The sequence below is a fragment of the Micromonospora sp. CCTCC AA 2012012 genome (assembly GCF_040499845.1).
GTDB lineage: Bacteria > Actinomycetota > Actinomycetes > Mycobacteriales > Micromonosporaceae > Micromonospora > Micromonospora mangrovi.
Map to the genome: position 1 here is coordinate 2,239,037 of NZ_CP159342.1, position 20,121 is coordinate 2,259,157.

The following is a 20,121-nucleotide window of genomic DNA, read 5'->3' on the forward strand; positions in this document are numbered from 1 at the left end:
TAACGTGGTGGGAGGCGCGGGGAAGAAAGCCGAGGCAGTGGACGAAGGTGCAGCGTGGGAGGGAACGTAACAACCGCGAAACGGGGTGGCAATCGCTTGCCATATGTTGCCAACGGTGATCTGCTGAGCGCATGACCGTCGATCGCCCGGCCTCCAGCAGCGACCATGGAACGGACTCGCCGTCCCCCCGCGGCGACGGCCGCGTGACCATCAACGACATCGCGGCGCTGACCGGCGTCGCCGCCTCCACGGTGTCGCGGGCACTGAGCCGCCCGGAACGGGTCAGCCGGGTGACCCGGGAACGCATCCAGGCCGCCGCCCGCCAGTTGAACTACGTGCCCAACACCCAGGCACGGGCGCTCTCCTCGGGCCGGACCGGGACCGTGGCCGTCCTCGTCTCCGACGTGACGAACCCGTTCTACTTCGGAATCATCCGCGGCACCCAGCACCAGCTCCGGGCGGCCGGCTACGCCCAACTGCTCGTCGACACCGAGGAGTCGCCGGAGCTGGAGAGCCACCTGCTGGGCAAGGTGCGCCGGTCGGTCGACGGCGTGGTCCTGGCCGCCTCCCGCCTGCCCGAGGAGACCCTCAGCGTCATCGCCGCCGAGATGCCGGTCATCACCATCAACCGCAACGTCCCCGGGGTGCGCAGCGTCGTCATCGACAGTCCGGACGGCGTCGCGCAGGCCACCGAACACCTGATCTCGCTGGGCCACCAGCAGATCGTCTACGTCGGCGGCCCGGCCAGCTCGTGGGCCAACGAGGCGCGCTGGCGGGCGATGCGTGGCGCGATGACCCGGCACGGCCTGACGGCGGTGCGGATCGGCCCGTTCGGGTCGGCCCGCGCCTCCGGCACGGCGGCGGCGGACGCTCTGTTGAACACCGGCGCGACCGGATGCGTCGCGTTCAACGACCTGATCGCGATCGGCATCCTCGACCGGCTGGCCGAACGCGGCGTCGACGTGCCCGGTGAGATCAGCGTGGTGGGCTGCGACGACATCTTCGGGGCCGACTTCTGCAATCCGCCGCTGACCACCCTCACCGCGCCGATCGAGCGGGCCGGCCGGGTCGCGGTGTCGATGCTGCTGGAGCACCTGGACAGCCCGGCGCGCAAGGGCGCCCGGCCCGCCGTCATCCTGCCGACGCACCTGACCGTCCGGCAGTCCAGCGGACCGGCGCCGCAGCGCCGGCCGCCGGCCCCACGTTCGGGATCACCAGTCGTGCAGTGAACCGTCCAGCAACCGGTTGACCGGTAGGTACGCCTGCTCGTACGGGTGGGCACCGGCCACCTCGTCGTCGTAGTCCACCCCGAGTCCCGGCTCGTCGCCCGGGATCAGCAGACCGTCAACGAACCGGTACGTCGGCCGGAACACCTCGTCGGTGCGACGGTCGTGCCGCATGTACTCCTGGATGCCGAAGTTGTGCAGCGCGATGCCCAGGTGCAGCGCCGCCGCGAGCCCGACCGGGGAGACGTCGGTCGGACCGTGCACGCCTGACTTGATCTGGTAGACCGCCGCGTAGTCCATGATCCGGCGCAGCCCGGTCACTCCCCCGGCGTGCGTGATCGGGGAGCGGACGTAGTCGATGAGCTGGTTCTCGATCAGTTTCCGGTAGTCCCAGATGGTGTTGAAGACCTCGCCGATCGCCAACGGTGTGGTGGTGTGCTGGCGGACCAGGCGCAGCGCGTCCTGGTTCTCCGCAGGGGTGACGTCCTCCAGCCAGAACAGGTCGTACGGTTCGAGGGACCGGCCCAGCTTCGCCGCCTGGATCGGGGTGAGCCGGTGGTGTGCGTCGTGCAGCAGCGGCAGTTCCGGCCCGAACTCGTTGCGGACCGCCTCGAAGACCGCGGGGGCGTGCCGCAGGTAGGCCCGGGTGTCCCACTGCTCCTCGACAGGCAGCGCGCCGCGCCGGGCCGGCTCGTGGTCGTACCGGGTGGACTCCCCCGCCCCCCTCGCCGCGTTGGCGCTGGACGCGACGCCGTAGACGGAGTCGAGGCCGGGGATGCCGGTCTGGATCCGGATCGCCCGGTAGCCCTCGGCCAGGTGGGCGCGGACGGAGTCGAACAGCTCCGGCAGCTCCTTGCCCGAGGCGTGACCGTAGGCCAGGCAGCCGGTCCGGCTCTTGCCGCCGAGCAACTGGTAGAGCGGCAGCCCGGCGGTCTTCGCCTTGATGTCCCACAGCGCGGTGTCGACGGCGGCGATGGCCGCCATGGTGATCGGGCCCCGACGCCAGTACGCCCCCCGGTACAGGTACTGCCAGGTGTCCTCGACCCGCTGCTCGTCCCGGCCGATCAGCAGCGGGACGACGTGCTCGGTCAGGTAGGCGGCGACGGCGAGCTCGCGGCCGTTGACGGTGGCGTCGCCGAGCCCGGTGACGCCGTCGGAGGTGGTGATCCGCAAGGTGACGAAGTTCCGGCCGGGGCTGGCGACGAGTACCTCGGCGAAGGCGATGGTCATGATGGTCGTCCTATCGGTGGCGGCGGTGGTGGCGTACGGCGTCGACGAAGGTCCGGTCGTCGGCGAGAGCCGGTGAGAGCGCGGCGACGTGGGCGGCGGTGTCCCGGCCGGCACCCGGCGATGGCGCGGTGCCGGGCCGCGCCCCCTCCGGGGTACGGGTGAAGTCGATCCAGGCCGCGACGATGTGGGCGGCGGTCTCCGCCGGCAGGCCGGCCCGACGGCGCAGCAGCGCCGGTTCGGCCACCCGCAGCCGCAGCTTGTGCAGGCCGTCCTCGGCGATCTGGGACAGCTGGTGGGCGATCGCCGTGTTGCCGAACCGGACCATGAGGTCCTGTCGGTATGCCGTCGCGTCACCGGCGGCGCCGTCGAGCAGCGGCTCGACCTCGTCCCACCAGCACCGGGTCAGCTCCGCCAGGCGCGGGTCCGCGATCGCCTGCGCCACCGTCCGGTGTCCGGCCGCCATCCCTGTGTACGCCAGCAGTGAGTGGGCGCCGTTGAGCAGCCAGAGCTTTCGCCGTTCCCATGGTTCGAGCGTGGTGACGAAGCGCGCCCCCGCGCGTTCCCAGGCGGGACGGCCGGCCGGGAAGTCGCCGGCGAGCACCCAGTCGCGGAACGGTTCGGTGACCACCGGCGAGCGGTCGGCGAATCCGGTCGCGGCGCGGACGGCCACCCGGTCCGCCTCCGTGGTGCGGGGGGTGATGCGGTCGACGCTGGTGTCCACGAAGGTGACCGAGGACTCGATCCACTCCGTCAGCCGGGCGTGCCGCGTTCCCGGCAGCGACGCGGAGAGCGTCAGCAGCGAGCGGCGCAGCGCCCGGCCGTTGGCGGTGACGTTGTCGCACGGGACGATCGCCAGCGGGCCGGCGTCGGCGCGGAGCCGTTCCCGCAGGCCGAGCAGAAGGCGGCCCGGGGTGGTGGCGGGTCCGGGCCCGCCGTCGGGCGCGGCGAGCGCGGCCCGGTCGGCGGCGACCGCCGGCCGGTCGAGATCCAGCTCGCCGCCGGCGCCCAGCTGGTATCCCGCCTCCGTCACGGTCAGCGTCACCACGCCGGTCCGCGGGTCGGCCATGGCCGACCGGAAGACGTCCAGGTCCGCGCCGTCGTACGCGCCCGCCATCGCGGTGACCAGGGTGTAGCGGTCGCCCCGTTCGCTCCGCTCGACGAGCGTGTAGCGGCAGCCCTGCGCCCGCAGCGCGTGGGCCGCGTCCGGGCGTCGTCCGGTGAAGGCGGTGACCGACCAGTCCTCCGCGTCGTCCGGACCCGCCGCCGCCCCGGTCCACCAGCACTGGTGGGCGCGATGGAAGTTGCCGAGTCCGAGATGCACGACCCGCCGTACGGTCATGCGCCGGGCCTGCGGGGAAGCTTGAACACGCGGCGGGGTGCGGCGTCGACCAGGTCGACGATGATCCCGGCGGCCTGCGACTGCGTGATGCGGTGTTCGGTGACCAGCCGGGCGAGGACGGCCGCCTCCACCCGTCGGGCCGCGTCGTGGCGCACCGGGATGGACAGGAACGCCCGGGTGTCGTCGACGAACCCCGACGAGCGGGTGAAACCGGCCGTCTCGGTGACCGCCTCGCGGAACCTGCGGATCGCGTACGGGCTGTCCAGGAACCACCAGGGCGCACCGAGGTACACCGACGGGTAGAAGCCGGCGAGCGGCGCCAGCTCCCGGGAGAACGTCGTCTCGTCGGTGGTGAACAGGACGAGGTGGAACCCGGGTTCGGTGCCGAACCGGGACAGCAGGGGCCGCAGCGCCCTGGTGAAGTCGGTCCGGACCGGGATGTCGTGTCCGGTGTCCGGTCCGTACGCGGCGAAGGTCGCCGGGTGGTGGTTGCGGTGGATGCCGGGATGGAGGGTCATCACCAGGCCGTCGTCGACCGACATCCGCGCCATCTCCACGAGCATGTGCTGTTCGAAGGCCGCCACGTCGGCCGGGTCGCGCTCGGCGACCTCGGCGACGCGCAGCCGGTCGAAGAGTTCCCGCGCCCGCGCCGGCTCCAGGTCCAGCGTCTCGGGCGTGGCGACACCGTGGTCGGCGGAGACCGCGCCGTGCGCGACGAAGTGCGCCCGCCGGTTGGCCAGGGCGGTGAGGTAGCCGGCGTACCCGGTGTGCCCCTCACCGGCGACGGCGATCAGCTCGTCGACGGCCGCCGACCAGTCGGGGGTGCCGGCCGCCAGGTAGCGGTCCGGCCGGAAGGTCGGGATCACCCGGCCGCCGAGCGGCGCCCCGGGGCCGCCGGCGCCGTCCTCGGCCGCGGCGAGTCGGGCGTGGGTGTCGAGTGGATCGAGGGGGTCGTCCGTCGTCGCCAGCACGTCGATCCCGAAGCGACGGAAGAGGCTGCGGGGCCGGTGGTCCGGGTCCGCCAACACCTCGGCGATCTCGTCGAAGAGCGCGTCGGCGTGCTTCTCCGACGGCTGTCCCACACCGAGGACGTGGTGCAGCTCGCAGGCGATCCAGTAGCCGGAGGCGGTGCCGGCGAAGGCGGGCCAGCCCGCGCAGAAGGCCCGCCAGACGTCCCGTGGGGAGGTGTCCGCCGACAGCCGCAATCGGTCCATCGCGACCCCGTTGGCGTGCAACAGCCGGGTGACGTAGTGGTCGGGCGTGACGAGCAGCGTCGCGGCGTCCGTGAAGGGAACATCGTCGGCGAGCAGCCGCGGATCCACATGGCCGTGTGGCGACAGGATCGGTGCGTTCTCCACCAGCGCGAACAGCTCCCGGGCCACGGCCCGGGTGGCCGGGTCAGCCGGGAACAACCGATCCGGGTCGGCAATCGCGGGCAGGTCGTGGTGCGTCGTCACAGCGTTGTTCCTCCCGCAGGGATGTGCTACCCACGCGAAGCTAGTGGCGTCGCGGACGGCGAGGCAACCGTTTGCCATCGTTTGCCAAACTCGCCGGGACGGCCACCGGACATCGATGGCAAACGCGGTGGCAAACCCGCACACCTTCTTGCCGGGGTACCGGGCCGGTGTTTGACTGTCGCCCCAGAAACCGGTTTCTGATCCATGGAAGCCCGGGAATCGGAGGAATCGATGTCCTTAATTCGGAGAAGGATCCCCGCAGCAGGGGTCCTCGTTCTGGCGATGGCGCTGGCCGGACCCGCGGTGGCGGCCCATGCCGAGACGACCGCCGAGAGCGTCGTCGTCAACGACACGTTCGAAACCGGCAGCACGGCGGGCTGGGCTCCCGCCGCGGGCGCCGAGACCATCGCGGTCAGCGCGGCCCAGGCGCGTACCGGCACGAAGAGCCTGCTGGTCACCGGCCGCACCGCCACCTACATGGGCGCCTCGCGCACCCTCACCGACGCCGTCAAGCCCGGCGAGCGCTACCGCCTCTCGGTCTGGCTGCGGCTGGCCGCCGGCGAGGGCTCCGGCCGCCTCAACACCACCTCGATCACCGACGGCACGCAGTACGCCAGCCTCGGCGCGGCGTCGGTGACCGACGCCGGCTGGACCGAGATCGCCGCGACGATCACGCTCCCGCCGTCCTTCACGAGCTACCGCTTCAAGATCGAGGGTGACGCGGGGCTCGACTACCACGTCGACGACGTGACGCTGACGCAGCTGCCGCCGCCGCCTCCGGTGCAGCAGGACATCCCGAGCCTCAAGGACGTCTACCAGGGCAAGTTCCTCATCGGTGCCGCGGTCAAGACGCCCCACCTCACCGGGCCGGTGTCCGAACTGCTCGGCAAGCACTTCAACTCGATCACCGCCGAGTACCAGATGAAGTGGTCCAACGTCGAGCCCACCGAGGGCAAGTACAGCTGGGCCGACTCCGACCGCCTGGTCGCGTACGCCAAGGCCAACGGCATGATGGTGCGTGGCCACACCTTCGTCTGGCACCAGGGCGTGCCCGGCTGGCTCTTCAACCACCCGGTGACCGGCGCACCGCTCACCAACAGCCCGGCGGACCAGCAGATCCTGCTGAACCGCATGAAGACCCACATCACGACGGTCATGCAGCGCTACGGCGACGACATCCCGGTCTGGGACATCGTCAACGAAGCCATCGACACCAAGCAGGCCGACGGCTACCGCCACTCCCGCTGGTACGAGATCCTCGGCCCCGACTACATCGCGAAGGCGTTCGAGTACGCCCATGCCGCCGTGCCCACGGCGAAGCTCTACTACAACGACTACGAGACCGAGTTCACCTTCAAGGCCGTCCCGGTCTACAACATGCTCAAGGACCTGATCGCCCGCGGGGTTCCGGTGAGCGGCATCGGCCACCAGATGCACCTGACGATGTTCAACCCCACCCCGAAGCAGGTCGACGACGCCCTCAACCTGTTCGCCACCCTGGGCATCGACCAGGCCATCACCGAACTCGACGTGGGCGTGAGCTCCCGTGACCTGGCGCTGCCGACGGTGAGCGACGATCTGCTCGTCCAGCAGGGCTACTACTACAAGCGGCTGTACGAGGTCTTCTCCGCGCACGCCGACGACCTGGTGTCGGTCACGACGTGGGGCATCTACGACGCCCAGACCTGGCTGCGCGGCTGGCCGATGAAGCGGGCCGAGGCGCCGCGGTTCTTCGACGACGACCTGCAGGCCAAGCCGGCGTACTGGGGCGTCGTGGATCCCACCCGGCTCCCCAAGGAGCCCAAGATCACCATGTGGGACCAGTGCAAGAACGGCGGCTGGGTGTACTTCGTCGAGAAGTACACCAACGAGGGCGAGTGCGTCGCGGCGAACGCGCCGCGCTGACCCGCGTACGTGGTGACGGACCGGCCGCCGGGGAGCCCGCTCCCCGGCGGTCGGCTCGTCCCCGTCGCCGGGTGCGTCACTACGATGGACGACGCCGGCCCCGAAGGCCGGCCCGTCCCGCGGCCCCGGCTCGCCCGTCCGAGGAGATGCCATCGACACCTCCCGCACACCCGCGGTGTCCAGCCCGTCGGGCCACCGTGGGCCCCCGTCGCGCCGACGCCAGAGCGGTCGGGCGACGATCGGCGCGGTGGCGCAGGCCGCCGGCGTCTCCCGGGCGACGGTCTCCCGGGTGATGAACGGACTGCCCACCGTCGACCCGGAGCTGGTCGAGCGGGTCCGGGCCGCGGCCGCCGCGCTCGGGTACGAGCCCGACGGCACCGCCCAGAGCCTCGCGCTGGGCCGCACCGGCGTGGTCGGGATCATCGTGCCCGACCTGGGCAACCCGGTGTTCCAGGCGGTGCTGCGAGGGTTGAGTTCGGCGGCCGGGGACCGGGACTACCGGGTGCTCATCGCCGACAGCCACGAACGGGCCGAGGAGGAGCCCATCCTCGCCCGGGAGATCCGGCGTCGCTCCGACGGCCTGGTGCTCTGCGCGCCCCGGATGCCCGACGAGGTGCTCCGGCAGGTGGCCACCGTGCGTACCCCGGTCGTGCTGCTCAACCGGCGGCTCGACGGGCTGGGTGTCCCCACCGTGTCGGTCGACCACGCGCACGGCATGCGCGCGATCGCCGGGCACCTCGCCGGGCTCGGCCACCGCCGCGTCGCCTACCTGAGCGGACCGGCGAACAGCGCGGCGAACCGGGTGCGGCTCGCGACGCTACGGACCGCCGGCACGGGACGCTTCGCGCTGCACCAGGTCGCGGGCGGCGCCCACTTCGAGGACGGTCACGACGCCGTGGAGCGCATCCTCGCCACCGGCGCCACCGCCGTCGTCGGCTACAACGACCTGGTCGCGTACGGCGCCCTCGCGCGCCTGGCCGAACTCGGCAGGTCCGTGCCGGGCGAGGTCAGCGTCACCGGCTTCGACGACATCCCCTTCGCCCGGTACGCGAACCCGTCGCTCACGACGGTGGCCATCCCGTTGGAGGAGCTGGGGCGTCAGGCCTGGAACCGACTGTGGGCGCACCTCGCGGGCGAGGAGCCGTCGCCGGACGTCCAGTTCGCCCCGGAGCTCGTGGTCCGGCACAGCACCGGACCGGCGCCGGTCGCGCGGTGACGCCGGTCGGGCGGACGACCGCCCGGGTCGCAGCCGGGCTAAGCTGTGCCGCAGTTACGGAGCGCTACCCTGAGCGATGCAGTGGCTCGGCGCGGAGCCTCAGAGAGGTGCCAACGGTTCTATGGACACGCCCCCGCCGAGACGGCCCACGCTCGCCGAGGTCGCCGAACGCGCCGGCGTGTCCCGTTCCGCGGCGTCCCGGGTCATCAACAACGCCCAGTACGTCAGCGGCGCCAAACGCAAGGCCGTCGAGCGCGCCGTCCGCGAGCTGGGGTACGTACCCAACCCGACCGCTCGCGCGCTGGTCACCCGCCAGGTCGGCGCGGTGGTCCTGGCGGTGTCCCACGACGATCCGGCGGCCCTCGCCGACCCCTTCTACGTGCAGGTCATGGTGGGGGTCAGCGCCGCCCTGTCAAAGTCCGAGTTCGAACTGATGCTCGTGCTCGCCGACTCGCAGCAGGGACAGCAGCGGTTGCAGCGGGTGCTGCGCTCCGGCCGGGCGGACGGCGTCATGATCGTGGCGGTGCGCGGCGACGACCTGCTCGGCCGGCTCAGCGGCGCCACCGCCGTCCCGGTCGTCTACTGCGGACGGCCCCTCGGCGCCGAGCCACGCTGGTACGTCGACGCCGACAACCGGGGTGGTGCCCGGCTGGCGACCGAGCACCTCATCGGGACCGGCCGCCGTCATGTCGCCGCCATCATCGGCCCGTTGGACACCGAGGTGGCGGTCGTGCGGCACAGCGGTTTCCGGGAGGCAATGGCGGTCGCCGGGCTCGACCCCGGCATGGTGGAGGCGGGCGACTTCAGCGAGGAGAGCGGCGCCGCGGCGATGACCCGGCTGCTCGCCGCGCACCCCCTCATCGACGGGGTCTTCGCCGCCTCGGACAACATGGCCGCCGGAGCCTTGCGCGCCCTCCGGGCGCACGGCCGGTCGGTACCCGGTGACGTGGCCGTCGTCGGGTTCGACGACCTGATGATCTCCCGGCACACCGACCCCACGCTGACCACCGTGCACCAGCCGATCCGGCAACTGGGCCACGAGATGGCGCGGATGCTGCTCGCCGTCATCGACGGTGACGATCCCAGCCCGCTCATCCTGCCCACGCGTCTGGTGGTCCGCGACTCCGCGCCGGCCACGGCGCACTGACCGGCCGCACCACGACCCCTCCCGGAACCTCGTTTTCGGCTGGCCAACTCTGGGAGCGGTTCCAGTTTGGCCCTGCCGAAGCCCAGCTCCCAGCAGCGCAGCCGCGCGAGCCAGGAGCGGAACGGCAGCTCGCGGCGCGGACCGGTCGACCGCTCGACGTGCTGAGAATTCTGGAAGCGCTCCCAGTTTTTCCTTGACTTGGCCCACACACATCGAAGAGTCTTGACGCGTCCCGATGCTCGGCTCTCGGCGGCACTCCACTCAGGCCGGTCCGGCGGCAGCGGGAACAACCGATACCACCACCCTGTCTTCCTCAGTGATCGGAGGCCCCGCCATGGGTTCCACAGGTCTGCTGGACGTCCGACAACGCACCGGGAAGGTCGTCACGGTCATCGCCGGCCTGGCGACCGTCCTCGCCCTCCTCGGCGTCTACCGCATGTCCGACGCCAGCGCCGCAGCAGGCCAGGCGGTGTTGAGCGTGAACGCCGGGGGCCCGGCCTCGGGGGCTTTCGCCGCCGACGCCTACTTCACCGGCGGGACCGCCGCCAGCCACCCCAACGTGATCGACGTGTCCGGCGTATCGGGGGCCGCGCCGGCCGAGGTGTACCAGACGGAGCGGTACGGGCCGTCCACGTACACGCTTCCCGGGCTGACCGCGCAGGGGGCGTACACGGTGCGGCTGCACTTCGCCGAGACCTACTTCACCGCCGCCGGCCAGCGGCAGTTCAACGTGGCGGTCAACGGGCAGCAGGTGCTGGCCAACCTCGACATCGTCGCCGCGGCCGGCGCGGCAAACAGGGCGCTGGTACGGGAGTTCCCCGCCACCGCGTCCGCCACCGGTCAGGTCGTCGTCGCCTTCACCAACGGCGCGGCGAACAACGCGACGGTCGACGGCATCGAGGTCGTGCCCGCCGCGCCGAACACCGTGCGGGTCGAGGCGGGTGGCACGGCCGCCTACACCGACACCGCCGGCAACGTGTGGGCGGCGGACAACGGCTTCACCGGTGGCGCGATCACCGACCGGGGCGCCATCGCCATCGCCGGCACCAGCAACCCACGCATCTTCCAGACCGAGCGGTACGGCATGAGCGGCTACGCGTTCGGTCTGCCCAACGGCACGTACACGGTCAACCTGCTCTTCGCCGAGACGTACACCGGCATCACCGCCGCCGGGCAACGGGTGTTCAACGTCAACGTCGAGGGCACCGCGATCAACAACATCGACATCTTCGCCGCGGTCGGCCGCAACGCGGCGCTGACCCGTACCGCCACCGTCTCGGTGACCGACGGGCAACTCGACATCGGCTTCACCGCCGTCGCGCAGAGCGCCCTGGTCAACGGCATCGAAATCGTCGGCGGGGGCGCGAACCCGTCACCGACCGCCACGTCGCCCGGCCCGAACCCCACCGGCCCGGCCATCAGCCCACTGCTGGTCGGCAACAACGTCTGGTACAACCCGAGCGACGCGGTCTGGAACGTCAGCGGCGGTGCCGGCCTGAAGATCATCCGGATCGGCGGGATCGAGTACGACCAGAACTTCCCCACCACCACCCAGCTCACCACCTGGGTCAACAAGATCAAGGCGATGGGCGCCGAGCCGATGATCCAGGTCTCCTCCTACCGGAGCGCGACCGACGCGGCCAACGTGGTCAGGTACTTCAACCAACAGACCGGCAACAAGGTCAAGTACTGGACCATAGGCAACGAGCCGTGGCTCGAACGGGGCTGACCCGACCAGAGCGCCGTCGCCGTCACCATCGCCAACTACATCAAGCCGATCTCCTCGGCGATGAAGGCCGTCGACCCGACCATCAAGATCTTCGGTCCGGACGAGTGCGACTGGCTGGACACCGAGTACAACAGCCTGCTCGGTGGTGCCGCCGACATCACCGGCAAGGACGCGAACGGCAACTACTACATCGACGGCGTCTCCTGGCACCGCTACGTCGGCGGCGACCTCGCCACGGCCGGCGCCAACGACTTCCTGGACCGGGTCAAGAAGGCCCGCGCACGGGTCGACTACGCCAACCAGCTGCACGGACGCACCGGGTCCGCCGCGTTGCAGTGGGGCATCGGTGAGTTCAACGCCTCGGACGGCACCGGCGTGTGCCAGTTCGCCAACGGCCAGATGTTCGCCCAGATCTACGGCTACGTGATGAAGTACGGCGGCACCTACGCCACCACCTGGTCCATGCAGGAGGGCGGCGGCGCCTGCGGCGGCACGGACTTCGGCTTCGTCAGCGGGAACCTGACGCCACGGTCCAGCTACTACCACATGCAGATGGTCTCCCGGAACTTCTCCGGAACATACGTCGACGGCACGTCCACCAGCACCGCCATGCGCACCTACGGCGCGGTCGACACGGACAAGATCGCGGTCATGCTGGTCAACGTCGGCGGGGCCCAGACCTGCTCCGTACGGCTCAACAGCGACGCCGTGGGCGGCGGCTGCACGGTGAACATCGGCGCGAACACGCCGGTGACCTTCACCCAGGCGATCGGCGCGCAGACCTCGATGGTGCTGGTGTTCAACCGGCAGGGCCAGTTCGTCAAGCGGATCACCTACGGCAACGGCATGGCTGCGCCGCAGACCTCCTGACCCACCGGTCGACAGCCCTCACCTGAACGTTCCTGGGGGTGCCGCTGCCCTCGGCACCCCCAGGAACACCCCCGGCGGACCGCGGGTCCGCGACGACGAGTTCCATCCGGTCGATTCATGGAGGTACGCCGTGCGGCGCGAATACAGGCGACGAGCAAGAAACCTCGGCGGGGCCCTCCTCGCCGTCGCCCTGGCGGTGACGGGTGCGGTCGCGCCCCCCTCCGCCGCCGGGGCCGCCGGTCCGGCGGTGTTGAGCGTGAACGCCGGTGGTTCGGCATCGGGCGCGTTCGTCGCCGACGCCTACTTCACCGGCGGCACGGCGGCCACCCACGCCAACCCGATCGACGTGTCCGGTGTGTCGGCCGCCGCGCCGGTCGACGTCTACTAGACGGAACGCTACGGCCCGTCCACGTACACGCTTCCGGGGTTGACGGCCGGCGGGGCGTACTCGGTGCGCCTGCACTTCGCCGAGACGTACTTCACCACCGCCGGCCAGCGACAGTTCAACACGGCGGTCAACGGGCAGCAGGTGTTGACCAACTTCGACATCGTGGCCGCCGCGGGCGGGGCGAACAAGGCGCTGGTACGGGAGTTCCCGGCGACCGCCACCGCGGGAGGCCAGATCGTGGTGGCCTTCACCAACGGCGCGCTCAACAACGCGAAGGTCGACGGCATCGAGGTGATCCCGGCCGGCACGCCACCGCCGACGGCGGTACGAGTGGAGGCGGGCGGCACCTCCGCGTTCACCGACACGGGCGGCAACGTGTGGGCGGCGGACAACGGGTTCACCGGCGGGGCCGTGGTGGACCGGGGCAACATCGCGATCGCGAACACGACCGACCCGCGCCTGTTCCAGACCGAGCGGTACGGCATGAGCGGTTACGCGTTCGCGGTACCCAACGGCACGTACACGGTCAGGCTGTTGTTCGCCGAGACCTACGCCGGCATCACCGGCGCCGGGCAGCGGGTGTTCAACGTCAACGTCGAGGGCACCGCGCTGAACAACATCGACATCTACGCCGCCGTCGGCCCGAAGGCGGCGCTGACCCGCACGGCGACGGTCACCGTCACCGACGGACAGCTCAACGTCGGCTTCACCGCGGTCACCCAGACCCCACTGGTCAACGGCATCGAGATCATCGGCGGCAGCACGCCGCCCCCGGCCGCACCGAGCGGACTCGCCGCCACCGCCTCGGCCACCGCGGCCTCGGTGACGCTGAACTGGACCGCGTCGACCACCGCCGGGGTCACCTACCGCGCGTACCGGTCGACCAGCCCGGGCGTCACGGCGACCGCCGCGAACCTCGTCACCTGCACGGTGCTCTCCGCGACCAGTTGCGCCGACGACACGGTCCGCGCCGCGACGAAGTACTACTACGTCGTCACCGCCGTCAGCGGCGGGAGTGAGTCAGCCGCGTCCAACGAGGCGTCCGCCACCACCGCGACGGGTGCGCACCGGGTCGGTGTGGTCACCCAGTACGGGCAGTTGCGCGTCGCCGGCGCCAAACTCGTCGACAAGTCCGGGACGCCCGTCCAGGTCAAGGGGATGAGCGCCCATCAGCTCCAGTCCTACCCGTGGACGACCGCCACGGTCGACAACCTCGTCACCCAGTACCGCAACAGCATGGTCCGGGCTGCCATGTACGTCGAGGAGGGCGGGTACGCCACCGACCCGGCCGGCATGAAGGCCAAGGTGAAGACCATCGTCGACGCCGCGATCGCCGACGACGTCTACGTGATCGTCGACTGGCACCTGGTGGGTGGCAACCCGCTGAACTGGACCGCACAGGCCAAGACGTTCTTCCAGGACATCTCGGCGACGTACCGCTCCACGCCGAACGTCATCTACGAGGTCTACAACGAGCCGACCGCCGACTGGGCCAGCATCCGCGACTACGCCAACCAGGTCATCCCCGTGATCCGGGCCAACGCCCCGAACAGCGTCATCGTGGTCGGCACCCCCAACTACGACTCAGCGCCGCAGGACGCCTGGACCAGTCCGCTGACCTTCAGCAACGTGATGTACAGCCTGCACTTCTACTGCGGTCAGAACGGGGACGGCCAGCGCGGCAACGTCGCCGGACTCATCGCCAAGGGGATGCCCATCTTCGTCAGCGAATGGGGCACCTCCGACTACACCGGCGACGGCGGGCCGTACACCGCCGAGGCACAGAAGTGGCTCGACTTCATGACCACCAACAAGATCAGCTGGGCCAACTGGTCCCTGACCACCAAGAACGAAGGATCCGCCTTCCTCAAGCCCACCTCGTCGCTGAGCGGCCCGTGGACCGACAACGACCTGTCCCCGGCCGGACTCTTCCTGAAGACCAAGTTCTGACCCACCGCCGGCACGACAGAGCCGACGGCCGCACGGGCCCGCCGATCCCCCGGATCGGACACCAGCCGTGCGGCCGTCGGCCCATGACCGGGCCCGCCATCCGGTACGCCTCCGACCACGGCCCGGGTGAACGCTGTGCTGGAAGTGGTGAGCACTCCCGGTGAGAACTGTTCTTGATGCTCTATGCGCACGTCATGCAGAAGCGGGCGAACGGCCGCACGGCGAGCCGTTCATCGCCGATCGGCTGCCCGCACCGTTCGCACACGCCGTAGGTCGCCGCGTCCACCCGACGTAGCGCGTCGTCCACGTCGGCGATCCGCTCCCGCGCAGCGGCCAGCAGCGCGGTCAACTGGGCGCGTTCGAAGCCGATGGTGGCGCCCTCCGGGTCGTGCTCGTCGTCGGCATTCGAATCCCGCGACGCCAGGAACAGCGCCTCCAGATCCTGGGCCAGCGTCGCCGCCTCAGCCTCCGCCCTCGCTCGCAGCCGCAGCAGTTCATCCCGGGCCATGTGGGTAGCCTAGCGGCCTCCAGACGGCACAAAAGGCCATGGAGGGGACGTACCCGGTTGGCGGCATGAGCGGGGTCGGCAACCACGCCGAGGCCGCCGCGCCGGCCACCGCGGTGAGGAACACCAGCCCGACGACGTCGCGATGCGGCCAGCCGCCGCGTACCGGGCCCGCGCGACAGGACCGGTCACCGATTGCCACCCGCTCACCGACCTGGCGCCGCACCCCACCGACGTCAGGTGACGGACTTCGTGGAGCTGGTGATCGACGGCCCAACCGCCATCGACTGCGACGACTCCTCGCGGAGCCGTCCGAGGCTGGCCAGCGCGTTCGGGTGCAGGACGATCCCCGCCCTGGCGGCACGCAGACCCGCAGCCCGCTCGACGACCCGCACGGAGATCCCCCGGCTCTGCGGGCGACCGGGCCAGGGCGAGCCCGACGACCCCCGTACCGGCCACGAGCACGTCCGCCGTCACGGCCCACCGTCCAGCGGCGCCATCCAGCGCAGGTGTCCGTCGACCCGGACCAGGTTCACCGGTCGGGTGGTGTCCGGCCCGTGCCACGCCAGAAGGCCCTCGTCGGCACGCTCGCCGTGGTGCGGCGCGAAGGCCGGTTCCAACCAGAGGTGGTACAGGGGCCCGTCGGCGCCCATCGAGTCGATCGCCTGGTCGAACGCGGCGCGCCGATCGGCCGGTACGTGCATCCGGGTCGCGGCGTGGAACACCAGCCGGGCCTCGCCCGCCGGCAGTTGCCGGCCGAGGTCCGGACAGACGTCGATCGCGTCACCGGCGATGACCCGAACCGGCTCGGCGACCGCCTGCGCCAAGGCGGCGTCGAGAAGCCCGGCGGCAGGTCGGTCCTCCGGCCAGACCAACGCCCGCAGCCAACGCCGCTGATCGGGATCGCGCACATCGACCGGATGGAGGTCGACTCCGGTTCGGCTACCGATCTCGGGCAGGTGGGTGAGTTCCGGCGGGGGCGCGTCGCCGCGCCATTCGCTCTCCACGGTCAGCCGTGCGTCGGGCGAGCCGAAGTCACGCCCGCCGAGCCGGTAGCGGTAGCGGTCGACGTGCAGGTGGAACCCGGCGCTCGCACCGACCTCGACCAGGTGCACCGGGCCGTCGACGAGGTCCCGCAGAGCCGCGAGCGCACAGCGGAGGGCCAGTACGCGACGCACGACGTTGGACTGCACCAGCCGGGTGCCGACGAGTTCCGCCACCTGGTCACGGTGGAGGCGGCAGAAGTCGAGGAAGACCGGTCCGGCGGCTGCCGGATCCCGCGCCGGCGTGCCGACGACCGACGGGTAGAAGTCCCGTAGCTCGTGCTCGACGCCGCCCAGCAACAGGTGATGCACCGCGCCGAAGAGGAGGAAGGACGGCTGCTGACCCGGCCGACGGCGCATCAGGAGTTCCAGCGTCGGCTCGTCGTCGGCCACCACCCCGCACAACTCGCGGTAGAGCGGGGATGCCCCGAAGGTGGCGTCCGACTGCCGGAAGTGCTCGGCGAGTTCGCTGAGTTCGACGACCGTGGTCATGGTGCTCCTGTTCGAAAGAGATCGAGCATCCCGCCGTCCTCGACGACCGCGAGCGTGACGTACACGCAGGGCCGCGAGCCGTCGAGCTCGCTCAGCCAGGACGGCATCTCGGACGCGCCGTACAGCGCCGGTGGCGGTTGCCGGATCTGGGTCGCCGGCCCCAGGGAGCGCGCCGGGAACCATCGCGGCGGCCCCACCAGCAGGTGCAGCCAACGGTGCAGGGATCGTGCCTGCTGGAAGAGTCCGCCCAGCAGCATCGCGAGCAGACGGGGTGGGGTGGGTGCGTAGTCCGGGACCGCGACGGGCAGTTCGTCCAGCTCGCCCACCAGCCAGGCGCTCCACGCCGCTGTCTCCCGGACCAGGACGTCCGCCTGCCAGTCCCGGGCGGCGGTGCGCAGCTCGGGCACGGTGTGGACGGCGTTGCGGAGGTAGCGGCCCACCGCGGTGGGGGCCCGCGACAGCGACGGGGTGGCGGCGCTCGCCGGCGCGACGTCGGGGCCCGCCGCCGGGTCGCGGGACAGCGTCACCGTCGGGAAGCCGAACTCGTCGGCGAGGGCGGTGAGGTGGGACGGCCCCGCGAACGCCACCGGATGGCCCCGCTCGGTCAGGTCCCGAGCGAGCGGAACGAGCGGATAGAGGTGGCGGTATCCACCGTCGGCAACCGTGAACAGAGCCCGCATCGGCACACTCCTCAGCGACGCACCGTCCGTGACCGCGCCATGGCCGGGCGTCGCCGTCCACCGTACGGGCGACCCGGCACCTTGGCACCAGCGCTCGCCGCACCGTCGGAGTCGCGCTGGAACCACTCGCACGGGCGCGGCGCCCATCGACGAAGCACCCACGTCGGCCTTCCCGCTCGCGTCCCTTCCGGCCTGACCTTCCGCTACCGGAGCCCTCTGCCCGGCCCCTCGCCCGCCTGGGCGCCCACGGGACTGACGGCGATCCCTCACCCGGGGCGGTTGATCTCCCGCGCGTGCACGGTGTCGCGCTTCGTCCGGCACCGCCGGAAGCCCCGACCCTGCCCGACCTCCGGTACGTCGACGGGGCCGGCCGTTGCCACGACGACGTGACACGCAGCCGCGTCCAGGTGGAGCGTTCAGCCGGCTCGCCGTGCAGAATCCGGACGATGCGGTCCACGCGGGCGGACTCCGGTGCCTTCCACCGGTCGTCACCGGACCGACGGCTAACCTCGTGAACCATGACCAGCACCATGCCGCCCGACCAGACCACCCAGCGGACGCACCCCGCCCTGGCGCGCCGGCGACTGCTCGCCATGTCGATCTGGGTGGCGGCGTTCGTGGCGGGCGCCCTGCTGCTCGGTGTGCCGACCAGCGACCCGCTGCTGCCGCTGGCCTGGCTGTGGCTGGCGACGGTCGCGTGGAACAGCCACCTGTCGTGGCGGCACCACCTGACGTTCCTGCGGGACTGGGCTCCGGTCGTACTCCTGCTGCTGGTCTACAACATCTCCCGCGGCTACGCGGACGGGCTGTCGGCGCCGCACGCCCGGGAACTGGTCGCGGCCGACCGGTGGATGTTCGGGTGGCTGCTGGGCGGTGACGTGCCGACGGTCTGGTTGCAGCGCCACCTGTGGCAGCCGGGCACGGTGCAGTGGTGGGAGGTGCCGGTGTCGCTGGTCTACTTCTCCCACTTCCTGGCGGTCCCGGCCACGGCGGTGGTGCTGTGGATGCGGTCGCGGCAGCGGTGGGCGCGGTACATGCGGCGCTGGGTGGTGCTGACCCTGGCGGGGCTGGTCACCTACTTCGCGTTTCCGGCGGCGCCGCCGTGGTGGGCGGCGCTGCCGGAGCACGGCAGCCTGATCGGCCCGGTGCACCGGATCTCCACCAACGGGTGGGAGGCGATGGGGCTGCACGGCGCCGGCAACGTGCTCAACGCGTTGCAGGTCGAGGCGTCGAACCCGGTGGCCGCGATGCCGTCGCTGCACACGGCGTACGCGCTGCTGGTGGTGGCGTTCTTCCTGCCGGGCGTACGGCGCCGGTGGTGGCCGTTGCTGCTGGCGTACCCGCTGGCCATGACGTTCACGCTGGTCTACTCCGGCGAGCACTACGTGATCGACGTGCTGGTCGGCTGGGCGTACGTGGGGATGACGTTCCTGGTCGTCGGCCTGGTCGAGCGGTGGTGGGCCGAGCGGCGCCGGGAAGGGGCGCCGCTCGCGCCGTCGACGGAGCCGGCGGCGCACGACCGGGAGCCCGAGACGGTCCCGGGGCCGCCGGCCCCACGCTGAGAGCCGGCGGTCAGACCACGACCATGCAGTTGTCGGAGCTGCTGCTGCTTCCTCGGACGCTGACGATCCCGGCCGTGCCGTCGCCGAAGAAGCGGCAGAAGACACCGGCCGGGCGGCCACCGAACAGCAGCGGCCCGAGCACCGGCGCGACGTCCACCTCGTGGGGTTCGTCGGCGCCGTCGGCGAGCAGCGCGACCCGGCAGGTCTGCGGCGCCACGAAGTCCTGCACGATGCTGGTGCCGTCCTTGACGGCCTCGGCGACGGCGGACTCCCAGGTCGCCTGGTCGACCTCGCGGCCGAGGACCACCTGCTTGCCGCTCTCCCCCAGCCCCGCCTTGAGCACCAGCCGGTCCCGGTTGTCGACCACGAACGGCAGCAGGTCGACGTCCCGGCCGTCGCGGTGGGTCTTCCGGTCGGTCAGCACCCGCGTCCACGGCAGGTAGCGGTCGACGAAGCCGCGCTCGGCGGCGCTCATCCACGGCCGTCCCTCCGACAGCAGGCCGAGGGTCAGCTTGCTGTGCATGAACGTCGACGTCTGGGTGCCGACCAGCAGGACCCCGTTGTCCAGCGCGTCCTGCACGGGGGTGAGGTCGAGGCCGACCTCCAGCCAGTCGGGGATGGTGAAGTTCCGCAGCCCGATCGGGTACCGCAGGTGCGGCGGGCAGTCCCACGCCTCGGGCAGCTCCTCCGGCTCGAAGAACCGCGCGGTCAGGCCGTGGCTGTTGAAGTGGTCGGCCTCCAGCTCGAAGTAGCGCCGCTCCGGGCCGATGACCCGGGCGCTGCCGACGATCGCCACCCGGGGCGCGACGCCCCGCTCGGCGGCGAGCGACCGGAACATCTCGGCGCGTACCGCGAACGGGCTGGGCGAGCCGAACGGTGTGCGGCCCTGCTCGTCGGCGTGCAGCTGGCGCCACACCTCCAGCCGGGAGTGCGTCTCCACCACGCCGCCGAGCGCGCCGCTGACGTTGAACTCCAGGAACTGCGGCCCGTCCGGCCCGATCACCACGTCGGGCCGCACCACGCTGTCCGGGTAGCGTTCCTCGACGTACGGGTCGGCCAGGAAGAGCTGGTGCTCGCTCTCCGGCATCCGGTAGGCCGCCAGCCGGGCCGCCGTGGTGGGCGCGGTCTCCAGGGCCGTGCGGCGCACCAGGTCGAGCAGGCCCGCGGCCGCGCGGAACAGCTCGGCGTACGACGTGCGCGGCACCGCGATCGGCGCCGCCGGCAGGAACTCCTGGTACGGCCAGCCGGTGCCCCGCAGTTCGTGGCGCAGCATCCGGCGGATCGTCTCGGCCGGCGCGGCCGGCGTCAGCCGCTGCTGGCCGAACCACGGATGGGGTCCGGCGCGGTCAGGGGTGGCCATTCTGGCGCTCCTCAGAAGTGGA

At 71.5% G+C, this 20,121-nt stretch carries 17 protein-coding genes and 1 pseudogene; 10 read left to right on the plus strand and 8 right to left on the minus strand.

The features are described from left to right. The first annotated feature begins 203 nt into the window (after nt 1–203). The gene (locus ABUL08_RS10015; protein ID WP_350936753.1) at nt 204–1,229 is read left to right on the plus strand and encodes a LacI family DNA-binding transcriptional regulator; all 1,026 of its coding nucleotides are present in this window, start codon (nt 204–206) and stop codon (nt 1,227–1,229) included. Here the strand turns inward: ABUL08_RS10015 and manD are convergent. The 3 genes from manD to uxaC are packed head-to-tail and all read right to left on the minus strand — an operon-like array spanning nt 1,212 to nt 5,252. After that, entirely contained in the window at nt 1,212–2,456 is a 1,245-nt protein-coding gene (gene manD / locus ABUL08_RS10020) for a D-mannonate dehydratase ManD (protein WP_350936755.1), read from the minus strand. The genes ABUL08_RS10015 and manD overlap by 18 nt on opposite strands. 10 nt (nt 2,457–2,466) lie before the next feature. Continuing rightward, nucleotides 2,467–3,777, minus strand: coding sequence for a mannitol dehydrogenase family protein (locus tag ABUL08_RS10025; protein WP_350936757.1), 1,311 nt, complete (start codon nt 3,775–3,777; stop codon nt 2,467–2,469). A gap of 14 nt (nt 3,778–3,791) precedes the next feature. After that, a complete protein-coding gene (uxaC, locus tag ABUL08_RS10030; protein WP_350936759.1) occupies nt 3,792–5,252 on the minus strand; it encodes a glucuronate isomerase in 1,461 nt (486 codons plus the stop codon). 282 nt (nt 5,253–5,534) lie between these two features. Here uxaC and ABUL08_RS10035 point away from each other — a divergent pair, with 282 nt between their 5' ends. The 8 genes and pseudogenes from ABUL08_RS10035 (at nt 5,535) to ABUL08_RS10070 (ending at nt 14,457) form a co-directional block, all read left to right on the plus strand. Continuing rightward, complete coding sequence (locus ABUL08_RS10035; RefSeq protein ID WP_350936761.1) at nt 5,535–7,157, plus strand: endo-1,4-beta-xylanase; 1,623 nt, start codon at nt 5,535–5,537, stop codon at nt 7,155–7,157. A 175-nt stretch (nt 7,158–7,332) separates the two neighbouring features. Beyond that, a complete protein-coding gene (locus tag ABUL08_RS10040; protein WP_350936762.1) occupies nt 7,333–8,373 on the plus strand; it encodes a LacI family DNA-binding transcriptional regulator in 1,041 nt (346 codons plus the stop codon). Between the two features lie 121 nt (nt 8,374–8,494). Continuing rightward, complete coding sequence (locus ABUL08_RS10045; RefSeq protein WP_350936764.1) at nt 8,495–9,520, plus strand: LacI family DNA-binding transcriptional regulator; 1,026 nt, start codon at nt 8,495–8,497, stop codon at nt 9,518–9,520. Nucleotides 9,521–9,854: 334 nt separating this feature from the next. Further along, on the plus strand, nt 9,855–11,249 hold the full coding sequence (locus ABUL08_RS10050) for a malectin domain-containing carbohydrate-binding protein (RefSeq protein ID WP_350936766.1): 1,395 nt from the start codon (nt 9,855–9,857) through the stop codon (nt 11,247–11,249). A gap of 60 nt (nt 11,250–11,309) precedes the next feature. Beyond that, nucleotides 11,310–12,119, plus strand: a complete 810-nt coding sequence (locus ABUL08_RS10055; protein ID WP_350936767.1) for a glycoside hydrolase — start codon at nt 11,310–11,312, stop codon at nt 12,117–12,119. Between the two features lie 130 nt (nt 12,120–12,249). Further along, nucleotides 12,250–12,507 carry a hypothetical protein gene (locus ABUL08_RS10060; protein ID WP_350936769.1) on the plus strand — a complete coding sequence of 86 codons (258 nt, stop codon included), beginning with the start codon at nt 12,250–12,252 and terminating at the stop codon, nt 12,505–12,507. A gap of 12 nt (nt 12,508–12,519) precedes the next feature. After that, nucleotides 12,520–12,723: pseudogene (locus ABUL08_RS10065) on the plus strand (malectin domain-containing carbohydrate-binding protein); the annotation flags it as partial. Between the two features lie 114 nt (nt 12,724–12,837). Beyond that, on the plus strand, nt 12,838–14,457 hold the full coding sequence (locus ABUL08_RS10070; protein WP_350938571.1) for a cellulase family glycosylhydrolase: 1,620 nt from the start codon (nt 12,838–12,840) through the stop codon (nt 14,455–14,457). 181 nt (nt 14,458–14,638) lie between these two features. Here ABUL08_RS10070 and ABUL08_RS10075 read toward each other — a convergent pair whose 3' ends face one another. The 4 genes from ABUL08_RS10075 to ABUL08_RS10090 all read right to left on the minus strand — a co-directional run bounded on the left by ABUL08_RS10075 (nt 14,639) and on the right by ABUL08_RS10090 (nt 17,177). Then, nucleotides 14,639–14,965 (minus strand): TraR/DksA family transcriptional regulator, encoded by a 327-nt coding sequence (locus ABUL08_RS10075; protein ID WP_350936770.1) that lies wholly within the window; start codon nt 14,963–14,965, stop codon nt 14,639–14,641. Between the two features lie 233 nt (nt 14,966–15,198). Continuing rightward, nucleotides 15,199–15,357: a hypothetical protein gene (locus tag ABUL08_RS10080; protein WP_350936772.1), complete on the minus strand. Its 159-nt coding sequence runs from the start codon at nt 15,355–15,357 to the stop codon at nt 15,199–15,201. A gap of 78 nt (nt 15,358–15,435) precedes the next feature. Further along, on the minus strand, nt 15,436–16,497 hold the full coding sequence (locus ABUL08_RS10085; protein ID WP_350936774.1) for a DUF2332 domain-containing protein: 1,062 nt from the start codon (nt 16,495–16,497) through the stop codon (nt 15,436–15,438). Beyond that, nucleotides 16,494–17,177 (minus strand): glycosyltransferase family protein, encoded by a 684-nt coding sequence (locus ABUL08_RS10090; protein ID WP_350936776.1) that lies wholly within the window; start codon nt 17,175–17,177, stop codon nt 16,494–16,496. Before ABUL08_RS10090 ends, ABUL08_RS10085 begins: the two co-directional genes overlap by 4 nt. Nucleotides 17,178–17,695: 518 nt before the next feature. Between ABUL08_RS10090 and ABUL08_RS10095 the strand changes: the two genes are divergently transcribed. Further along, nucleotides 17,696–18,739, plus strand: coding sequence for a phosphatase PAP2 family protein (locus ABUL08_RS10095; RefSeq protein WP_350936779.1), 1,044 nt, complete (start codon nt 17,696–17,698; stop codon nt 18,737–18,739). 10 nt (nt 18,740–18,749) lie between these two features. Here ABUL08_RS10095 and ABUL08_RS10100 read toward each other — a convergent pair whose 3' ends face one another. Next, nucleotides 18,750–20,099 (minus strand): hypothetical protein, encoded by a 1,350-nt coding sequence (locus ABUL08_RS10100; protein ID WP_350936781.1) that lies wholly within the window; start codon nt 20,097–20,099, stop codon nt 18,750–18,752. Nucleotides 20,100–20,121 lie beyond the last annotated feature (22 nt).